The sequence below is a fragment of the Amycolatopsis kentuckyensis genome, assembly GCF_002155975.1.
Classification (GTDB): domain Bacteria; phylum Actinomycetota; class Actinomycetes; order Mycobacteriales; family Pseudonocardiaceae; genus Amycolatopsis; species Amycolatopsis kentuckyensis.
Genome location: NZ_MUMI01000086.1, coordinates 1 through 9,615, shown reverse-complemented (window position 1 = coordinate 9,615; position 9,615 = coordinate 1). Strand labels below are relative to the sequence as shown.

Here is a 9,615-nt window from a genome sequence, read left to right as displayed (position 1 = left end):
CTGCCGGGCCTGCGGCAGCGCGTTCCCGGTGCTCAGGTGACGCTCGACGACGGCAGCGACCCGGCGCGCGCGGCGGCGCTGGCCCGGACCGCCGAGGTCGCCGTGGTGATGGTCGGGGACAACGAAACCGAGGGCAAGGACCGGCCGAGCCTGGCCCTCGACGGCAACCAGGACGCCCTGGTGGCCGCCGTTGCCGAGGCCAGCCCGCACACGGTGGTCGTGGTGAAGAGCGGCGGGCCGGTGCTCATGCCGTGGGCCGCGCGCGTGCCGGCGATCCTCCAGGCGTGGTACCCGGGCCAGCAGGACGGCGCGGCGGTGGCCGGCGTGCTCTTCGGCGACGTCAACCCGTCGGCGAAGCTGCCGATCACCTTCCCGGCGGCGGACGCCGACACCCCGGCGAACACCCCGGCCCAGTTCCCCGGCGTCGGCGGCGTCGCCACGTACTCGGAGGGGCTGCAGGTCGGCTACCGGTGGTTCGACGCACAGGGGCGAGCACCGCTGTTCCCGTTCGGCCACGGCCTGTCGTACACGACGTTCGCCTACTCGGGTCTTTCGGTGCGCGGTGCCGGCGACGGTGCCACGGCCACCTTCACGGTCCGGAACACCGGGCGCCGGCCGGGCACCGAGGTCGCCCAGCTGTACCTGGGCTTCCCGGCGGCCGCGGGCGAGCCGCCACGTCAGCTGAAGGGCTTCGAGCGGGTCTCGCTGGCGCCGGGGGAGGCCCGGCGCGTGACGATCCGGCTCGACGCGCGCGCGTTCTCCGCCTGGGACACGGTGAGCCACGCCTGGCAGCCGGTGCGTGGCGGGTTCACCGTGTCGGTCGGCGGCTCGTCGCGGTCCCTGCCGTTGCAGGTTCCGCTGGTCCGGCGGTGAGGCCTCAGCCCTTGCAGCCGGGCGCGGTGGCGGCGGCGAGCACCAGTTCCGGGGACGAGCTCACAGCGCCGACCGGGTCGTAGGTGCCGTCGACCTCCTGCTGCGCCTGCGTGACGGCCTCGGCCGCCGGGACCTGGGACGCTTCGTTGCCCGGCTTCGCGCGGTCGAGCGTGGCCTTCGCCTCGGCGGCGCGGTCGTGGGCCTTCGTGAACTTCGTGATCAGGGCCTGCCGCACCGTGTCGCCGAGCGGCACCGGTGCCGGCGGCAGCGCGGTGAGCTTGGCGACCGCCTCGCCGGTGCGGGCCTCGATGCCGGCCAGCGTCGCGCTGATCGCCTTCTGCGCCTCCGCGACCGACTTGGGCGTCGGCTGGCCGGGCTGGACTTCCCGGTTGGTGCGTTCCCGGTAGCCGTGGACGGCGGAGCAGAGGCCGTCCATCCAGCGCACGGCCGCCGGGTCGGCGGTCGGCGCGGACGTGACGGTCCCGATCGGGCTCGGGCCCGGGCTCTGGGCCGGTGGGGCCGGGGCCGGTGGGTTCCCGCACGCGGTCAACAGCAGGCCGGCTCCGAGCAGAGCGGCGGCAATCTTCATGGATCCCCCTCGCGTTTTGCCGGGTACACGCGCGAGCGGGCCGGAAGGTTGCGTCACGCGGCGGCGAGATTACCGCCCAGTGCCCGCAGGCCCTCGGCGGTGAGTTCGGCCCGCGTCCACTGCCCGACGGCGACGGCCCGCACGGGCCGGATCAGGCCGGCCCGCGCCAGCTGGTGCGCGGTCGCCTGGTCGCAGCAGGGCAGGCCGTCGACCCGCAGGTCGGGTTCGCAGCTGCAGGTGAGTTCGGCCCGCCCGGCCCCGACGGCCCGCAGCATCGCCATCGCCCGGCGATTCAGTTCGGTGTCCATGGTGGTCATCCCCCTCTGGTCGTGCCGACTATGAGGAGACGTGGCCGCCGTCACCGAATACGCGACTTCGCGCAGGGTCACCCGAACGGCTCAGGTGCGCTTCCCCCATCGCCGGTCGTCCGGTTCCTCGCCCCGCCGCAGGGCCTCGAGGTAGGCCCGGTCGACGGCGAAGCGGGCGGCGATCTCCCGGTTCCCGGCGACGGTGCCGTGACCGGGGATCAGGACGTCGACGTGCCGGGCGGCTTCTTCCAGCCGGTCGAGAACGGCCTGGTAGTCGCCGGGCTGCTCGTCGCGGCGCGGATCGAGGAGGGGGATCAGCACGTCGGAGAGCAGGTCGCCGGCGATCAGGACACCCCGGTCGGCGAGCAGGAGGGCGGCGTGGCCGACGGCGTGGGCGTCGTGCTCGATGACTTCGCCGGGGAGCGGGTTGCCGTTCTCCGGGAGCGGGGTGAGTCGTGCGATCGGTTCAAGGGGGATGTCCGGCACGGTTTCCTTCGCCATGGCCTGGGCTCGTTCCCGGGCTTCGCCGGCAATGCGGGCGTTGGCCGCGGTGGCGTAGCGGGGGACGTCGCCGAAGCGCGGGTGCCAGAGCAGGTGGTCCCAGTGCGGGTGGGTGGAGAACCCGGCGACGACGGGGATCCCGAGCCGGTCGAGGTCGTCGGCGAGCCCGTCGAGTTCCGCACCGCGGATGCCGGGATCGACGACGACGAGCCCGTCGTCCCCGCGCACCACGGTGGTGTTGCTCCAGACCCATTCGCTCTGCCGCACCCAGACACCGTCGGCCACCTGGTTCAGCACCGGGTCAGAGACGTTCCTGCAGCGCGTCCGCCGCGGCCAGGAGGTCCGCCGCCCAGCGGGCACCCGGCTTGCGGCCGATCCGCTCGATCGGCCCCGACACCGAAACCGCCGCCACGACCGTCCCCGCCGAATCCCGCACCGGCGCCGAAATGCTGGCCACGCCCGGCTCGCGCTCGGCCACGCTCTGCGCCCAGCCGCGCCGCCGGACCTCGAGGAGCGTGCGCTCGCCGAAGACCGCGTCCGCCAGGATCGTGCGCTGCGTGTGCGGATCCGCCCAGGCCGCGAGCACCTTCGCGCCCGAGCCCGCCGTCATCGGCAGGCGCGAACCGACCGGCACCGTGTCGCGCAGGCCGCTCGGCGGCTCCGCCGTCGCGACGCACACGCGCTGGACGCCGTCGCGCCGGTACAGCTGGACACTCTCGCCGGTGACGTCGCGCAGCTTCGGCAGCACCACACCCGCCGCGTCGAGCAGCGGGTCCGTCGAACCGCCCGCGAGCTCGGCCAGCGCCGTGCCGGGGCGCCAGCGGCCGTCCGGACCGCGGCGCAGCAGCCGGTGCACCTCCAGGCCGACCGCGAGCCGGTGCGCGGTGGCCCGGGGCAGGCCCGTCCGCGTGCACAGTTCCGCGAGGCCGCAGGGGTCGTCCGCGACCGCCTGCAGGACGGCCACTGCTTTGTCCAGTACTCCGATACCGCTATGCTGTCCCACGAACCGATACTAGCGTCCCGCACTTTGGGAAGTCCAGTATCTGGGAAACCCTGAACTCGAGCTGCGCTCCTCCTTCGCGGCTCGCACCCGATCTCGCAGGTGCGCGCCCGAGTTCGTCGACGAACCGTGGAAGGAGCCGGAGATGACCAGCCCGACCGGCAAGGCCCGCACGCTGGCGGAGAAGGTGTGGGAAAGCCACCTCGTGCGCCGAGGCGAAGGCGCCGAACCGGATCTGCTCTACATCGACCTCCACCTGCTGCACGAAGTGACCAGCCCGCAGGCCTTCGACGGCCTCCGCCTGGCCGGGCGGCAGCTGCGCCGCCCCGACCTGACCATCGCGACCGAGGACCACAACGTCCCGACCGTGGACATCGAGCTCCCCATCGCCGATCCGGTCTCGCGCACCCAGGTCGACACCCTTCGCCGCAACTGCAAGGAGTTCGGTGTCCGGCTGCACCCGATGGGTGACGCCGAGCAGGGCATCGTGCACGTCATCGGCCCCCAGCTCGGCCTGACCCAGCCCGGCATGACCGTGGTCTGCGGCGACAGCCACACCTCCACGCACGGCGCGTTCGGCGCCATCGCCTTCGGCATCGGCACGTCCGAGGTCGAGCACGTCATGGCCACCCAGACGCTGCCGCTGCGTCCTTTCAAGACGATGGCGATCACCGTCGACGGCGAGCTGCGCCCCGGCGTCACCGCGAAGGACATCATCCTCGCGGTGATCGCCAAGATCGGCACCGGCGGCGGCCAGGGCTACATCCTGGAGTACCGCGGCTCGGCCATCGAGGCCCTCTCGATGGAGGCCCGGATGACCGTCTGCAACATGTCGATCGAGGCCGGCGCCCGCGCCGGGATGATCGCCCCGGACGAGACGACGTTCGCGTACCTGAAGGGCCGCGCCCACGCACCGCAGGGCGCGGACTGGGACGCGGCGGTCGAGAACTGGCGGCAGCTGCGCACCGACGACGGCGCCGAGTTCGACGCCGAAGTGCACCTGGACGCGAGCGCGCTGACGCCGTTCGTGACCTGGGGCACCAACCCCGGCCAGGGGCTCCCGCTGGGCGCCGAGGTGCCCGACCCGGAGGCCATCCCGGACGAGAACGACCGCATCGCCGCTGAAAAAGCCCTGTCCTACATGGACTTGAAGCCCGGCACGCCGCTGCGCGAGATCGCCGTCGACACCGTCTTCCTCGGCTCCTGCACCAACGGCCGGATCGAGGACCTGCGGGCCGCGGCCGAAGTGCTGCGCGGTCGGAAAGTGGCGGACTCGGTCCGGATGCTGGTGGTTCCCGGCTCGATGCGCGTCCGCAAGGCCGCCGAGGCCGAGGGCCTCGACCAGGTCTTCACCGAGGCCGGTGCGGAGTGGCGCCAGGCCGGCTGCTCCATGTGCCTCGGCATGAACCCGGACCAGCTGAAGCCGGGCGAGCGCAGCGCGTCGACGTCGAACCGCAACTTCGAGGGCCGGCAGGGCAAGGGCGGCCGGACGCACCTGGTCTCGCCGCTCGTGGCCGCCGCCACGGCCGTGCGGGGCACGCTGTCGTCGCCGGAAGACCTGCTGACCGCCGCCCGCTGACCACCCGAGGAGCTACAGCCATGGAACCGTTCACCCAGCACACCGGCGTCGGCGTCCCGCTGCGCCGGTCCAACGTGGACACCGACCAGATCATCCCGGCGGTCTACCTCAAGCGGGTGACCCGGACCGGGTTCGAGGACGGCCTGTTCGCCGCCTGGCGCGGCGACGAGCAGTTCATCCTCAACCAGGAGCCGTTCCGGAACGGGAGCGTGCTGGTCGCGGGACCGGACTTCGGAACCGGTTCCTCCCGCGAGCACGCCGTCTGGGCGCTGATGGACTACGGCTTCAAGGTCGTCATCTCCGCCCGGTTCGCCGACATCTTCCGCGGCAACTCCGGCAAGGGCGGCCTGGTGGCCGCGCAGTGCGAGCAGCACGACGTCGAGCTGCTCTGGAAGCTGCTGGAGAACGAGCCCGGCACGGAGGTCACGGTCGACCTCGAGACCAAGACCGTGCGGGCCAAGGACTTCACCGCGCCCTTCCAGATCGACGACTACGTCCGCTGGCGGCTGCTGGAAGGCCTCGACGACATCGCGCTCACGTTGCGCCATGCCGGTGAGATCGACAGCTTCGAGGCGAGCCGCCCGTCCTGGAAGCCGACGACGACGCCGGTGCCCGCGAGCTAGCCCGGTCGCGGGGCGGAACCGCTTGCCCGGCAAGCGGTTCCGCCCCGGTGCCGGTGGCGCCGAACGGCCCGCCGCGAGCCCGTTGCCGGGGCCGGAACCCTGCCCGGGGCAAGGGAAAGTTCCGCGTGACGGTTGGAATTTGTGCTGCGTTGGTAATACCGTTGTCCCCAGCCGGCCGACACGGCCGTGGATCCTTCCTGGAGGACTGGACATGGCCAACAAGGCCCAGCTGATCGAGGCGCTGACCGAGCGCCTGGGCGACAAGAAGGCCGCTGCCGAGGCGGTCGACGGTCTGGTCGACATCATCATCCGGACGGTCAACAAGGGCGAAAAGGTCAACATCACCGGCTTCGGCGTGTTCGAGAAGCGCGCTCGCGCGGCACGGACGGCCCGCAACCCGCGCACGGGCGAAGCGGTGCGGGTCAAGAAGACGAACGTGCCCGCGTTCCGCGCCGGGACCACCTTCCGGGAGGTGGTCTCCGGAGCGAAGAAGCTGCCGAAGGCGGCCCCGGCCAGGCGGGCAACGGGGAGCACGGCCACGACCACCCGGACTCGCGCGGCGGCAGCGCCCACCCGCACGACGGCGGCCAAGGCAGCCCCGAAGGCGGCGGCCGCAAAGCCGGCAACCACGAGGACGCGAGCGACGGCGGCGAAGCCGGCGGCTTCGAGGTCCACGGCCGCGAAGCCGGCCACGGCGGCGAAGTCGACCACGGCGGCGAAGTCGACCACGGCTGCGAAGCCGACCACGGCGGCGAGGTCGACTAGGGCTGCGAAGGCGACCACCGCGGCGAAGCCGACTACTGCGGCGAAGTCGGCCACGGCTGCGAAGTCGGCCACGGCTGCGAAGAGCACGGCTGCGAAGCCGACCACAGCTCGCAGGACTCCGGCGGCCAAGACCACCGCAGCGAAGACCCCGGCCAGGCGAACCTCGGCCGCGGCGAAGAAGGACTGACCCGCCCGAAACTGTCGTAGGGCCCCGCGCGGCGTGCGTGGGGCCTTGCCGCATGTCCGGGCCCTGCGGCCCCGACAGGCAACCCCGGCCGCAAGCCGAAACCGGGCGTTCACGCCACCCCGGCCGGCTCACCGGAGCGCCTGCGGATGGGAAGTCACTCACCGCCAGCACCACCGTCCCGAACGGACACCTCCTCTCACCCGCCCGGCGCAACCGCACTCCCGGGACCGGTTCCGTCCAATTTCGCGAAGTTGCTTGAGCGCCCGGCCGAGTGATGCCACGCTGCGTTCCTCGGGCCCGCGTCCGGCGGGGCCGGCCGTGGGCGAGGCGAACCTGGGGGCGACCACCATCGACATCCGGCTGCTCGGCCCGTTCCAGGTGCTCGTCGACGGTTCGCCGGTCGTGCTGACCAGTTCCCGGCAGCGTGCTCTGCTCGCCACGCTCGCGCTCGCCGCCGGGCGGCTCGTCTCGATCGATGCCCTCGCCCGGGGCGTCTGGGGCGAGACCCCGCCCGCGCACATCCGGGGCAGCCTGCAGACCTACGTCATGCGCCTGCGCCGGCTCTGCGGTGAAGACACCGTCGTCACCGAACCGGACGGGTACCGGCTCGTCGTCGACCCGTCCCGGGTGGACGCCCTGCGCTTCCTCCAGACCCTCGACCAGGCCGCCGCCACCACGGAACCCGCGCGCCGCCGGGCTCTGCTCACCGCCGCTCTCGACGGGTGGGGTGGTGTTCCGCTCGAAGGCGTCGGCTCTCCCACCCTGGCCGCCGAATGGGGGCCGCTGCTGACCGAGCGGTACCTCTTCGCCGTCGAGCAGCGGATCGACCTCGATGCCGGGCTCGTGCCCGATGCGCGGCTCATCGCCGAACTCACCGATCTCGTCGCCCAGCACCCGCTGCGGGAGTCGTTGTGGGAACGGCTGGTGCGCGCCCTCGCCCGGTCCGGGCGCCGCGCCGAAGCGCTCGCGCGCTACGCCGGGCTGCGGGCGTTGCTGGCCGACGAACTCGGCGTCGAACCGGGCGAAGACCTCCGCCGCCTGCACGCCGAACTGCTCGCCGCCGACGCCGATCCGGCCGTCCACACCGTCCCGCGGCAACTGCCCTTCGACGTCGCCGGGTTCACCGGCCGCGGCCCCGAACTCGCCGAACTCGACCGGCTGCCGCCCGGTGACGCGTCCGGCATCGTCGTCATCGAAGGCACCGCCGGGGTCGGGAAGACGTCGCTGGCCGTGCACTGGTCCCACCGCGTCCGCGAACGCTTCCCCGGCGGCCAGCTGTTCCTCGACCTGCGCGGCCACTCCGCGGACACCCCGGTCACGCCCGGCGCCGCGCTGGCCGGCTTCCTGCGCGCCCTCGGCGTCCTGGCCGAGACGCTGCCCTCCACTGTGGAGGAACGCTCGGCGCTGTTGCGCAGCAGGCTGGCGGGCAGCCGCACCCTCATGCTGCTCGACAACGCCCGCGACGCCGACCAGGTCCGGCCGCTCCTGCCCGGGCCCGGCAACCTCGTCGTGGTGACCAGCCGCAACCAGTTGCGCGGCCTCGTCGCCCGCGACGGCGCCCGCCGCATCGCCCTGCGCTCCTTCGACGACCGCGACGCGGCCGCGCTGCTCGCCGGCAGCGTCGGGCCGCAGCGCGTCGCCGCCGAACCCGACGCCGTCGCCGAGCTCGCCCAGCTCTGCGGCCGCCTGCCGCTGGCACTGGCGCTGGCCGGGGAACGCGCTTCCCGGTTCTCCGGCGTCTCGCTCGCCGGAATCGTCGAAGAACTCCGCGACCAGCGGCTGCGGCTCGACACCCTCCGCGACCCGCAGGACGCCGGCACCGACCTCCGGGCCGCGTTCTCCTGGTCGTACAAGGCACTGCGCCCGGCCGCGGCGCGCTTCTTCCGGCTGCTCGGCCTGCACCCCGGCCTCGGGTTCAGCCTGGCCTCGGCCGCCGCGCTCGCCGGCGCCGACCTGCGGGAAGCCCGGGAACTCGCCGACCAGCTCGCCGCCGCCCACCTGCTCAACCAGCCGGGCACCGACCGCTACCAGTTCCACGACCTGCTGCGCGTCTACGCGGGCGAACTCGTCGAGTCCGAGACGACGGAGGCCGAGCGCGCGGCGGCGCTGCGCCGGCTCGTCGACTGGTACCTCGCCAGCGTCGCCGAAGCGAACAAACTCGTCCGTCCCGACCTGCTCACCGAGGACATCACGCTCGACCCGCCGCCGCTGCCCGCCGTCCGCTTCGCACAGCACGAGCAGACGATCGCCTGGTACACCACCGAACGTCAGGCCCTCACCGCGCTCGTCGGCATCGCCGCCGGGCACGGCTGGACCGCGCACGCCTGGAAACTCGCGTGGCTCCTGCGCGGGTTCTTCGCCGAGCGCCACGACCGCGACGACTGGATCACCACCGCCCGCGCGGCCGTCGCCGCCACGCGGGACGCCGGGGACGGGACGGGTCTCCAGTACAGCGCCAACAACCTCGGCTCGGCCTACCTGCGGACCCTCCAGCCCGACAAGGCGATCGAAGCGCTGGAGGAAGCGCGAGCGGCCTCCGAGGGCGGCGACGGCACCGCGCTGACCGTGGCGATCCTGTCCAATCTCGCCGGCGCCTACTACGTCCGTGCCGAATACGCCGAAGCCGAGCGGTACGCCCTCAAAGCCGTCCACCTCGCCCGCGACCACGGCCAGCGCACGTTCGTGCCGCACGCGCTCCTCAACGTCAGCGCCAGCCGCATCGGCCTCCGCGACTACGACCACGCGGCCGAAGCCGCCCAGGCGGCCCACGAAGCCTTCGCGGAACTCGGCGACCGCTACCACGCGGCGCTCGCGCTGGGGAACGTCGCCGAGGCGCTCGAAGGAGCCGGCCGACACGAAGAAGCGGAGCGCGCCGGGCTCGACGCTCTCGCCGAGCTGAAGGAACTGAACGCCGACTACGGCACGATCGACGTCCAGATCACCCTCGGCCGGCTCAAGCACCGCACCGGCCGCGCGCACGAGGCGGGCGGCCACTGGGCCGAGGCGCTGACCGTCAGCCAGCGCCTCGGCGACCCCCGCGCAGCGGAGGTCCAGGCTCTGCTGGCCACGGTGCCGACAGAAACCCCCTCGCCCGGGGATGCGCCGTACCCCTAGCCCGGCGCAGCCCAGTGGGACCCTGGACAAGTACACCAAGATCGACTGTCACGCCGCTGTCGTCGTGACAGCGGCG

Annotated in this window: 9 protein-coding genes; 5 read left to right on the top strand and 4 right to left on the bottom strand. The window is 73.2% G+C overall.

Features of this window, described 5'->3' with window-relative positions:
- The coding region (locus tag CCN39_RS09240) for a glycoside hydrolase family 3 C-terminal domain-containing protein (protein ID WP_208630190.1) at positions 1–873 on the top strand (873 nt) is incomplete at its 5' end.
- Between the two features lie 4 nt (positions 874–877).
- Here the strand turns inward: CCN39_RS09240 and CCN39_RS09235 are convergent.
- The 4 genes from CCN39_RS09235 to CCN39_RS09220 form a co-directional block, all read right to left on the bottom strand.
- Entirely contained in the window at positions 878–1,462 is a 585-nt protein-coding gene (locus CCN39_RS09235; RefSeq protein WP_086840336.1) for a hypothetical protein, read from the bottom strand.
- Positions 1,463–1,515: 53 nt separating this feature from the next.
- The gene (locus CCN39_RS09230; protein ID WP_086840340.1) at positions 1,516–1,770 is read right to left on the bottom strand and encodes a hypothetical protein; all 255 of its coding nucleotides are present in this window, start codon (positions 1,768–1,770) and stop codon (positions 1,516–1,518) included.
- Between the two features lie 90 nt (positions 1,771–1,860).
- Entirely contained in the window at positions 1,861–2,568 is a 708-nt protein-coding gene (locus CCN39_RS09225) for an MBL fold metallo-hydrolase (RefSeq protein WP_086840334.1), read from the bottom strand.
- A gap of 4 nt (positions 2,569–2,572) precedes the next feature.
- Complete coding sequence (locus CCN39_RS09220; RefSeq protein WP_051183801.1) at positions 2,573–3,274, bottom strand: IclR family transcriptional regulator; 702 nt, start codon at positions 3,272–3,274, stop codon at positions 2,573–2,575.
- 142 nt (positions 3,275–3,416) lie between these two features.
- Between CCN39_RS09220 and leuC the strand changes: the two genes are divergently transcribed.
- The 4 genes from leuC to CCN39_RS09200 all read left to right on the top strand — a co-directional run bounded on the left by leuC (position 3,417) and on the right by CCN39_RS09200 (position 9,539).
- On the top strand, positions 3,417–4,850 hold the full coding sequence (gene leuC, locus CCN39_RS09215) for a 3-isopropylmalate dehydratase large subunit (protein WP_086840332.1): 1,434 nt from the start codon (positions 3,417–3,419) through the stop codon (positions 4,848–4,850).
- A gap of 20 nt (positions 4,851–4,870) precedes the next feature.
- Positions 4,871–5,473 carry a 3-isopropylmalate dehydratase small subunit gene (gene leuD, locus CCN39_RS09210; RefSeq protein WP_086840330.1) on the top strand — a complete coding sequence of 201 codons (603 nt, stop codon included), beginning with the start codon at positions 4,871–4,873 and terminating at the stop codon, positions 5,471–5,473.
- Positions 5,474–5,684: 211 nt separating this feature from the next.
- On the top strand, positions 5,685–6,425 hold the full coding sequence (locus CCN39_RS09205; protein ID WP_086840327.1) for an HU family DNA-binding protein: 741 nt from the start codon (positions 5,685–5,687) through the stop codon (positions 6,423–6,425).
- Positions 6,426–6,743: 318 nt separating this feature from the next.
- Positions 6,744–9,539, top strand: coding sequence for an AfsR/SARP family transcriptional regulator (locus tag CCN39_RS09200; RefSeq protein ID WP_208630189.1), 2,796 nt, complete (start codon positions 6,744–6,746; stop codon positions 9,537–9,539).
- The last annotated feature ends 76 nt before the right edge of the window (positions 9,540–9,615 follow it).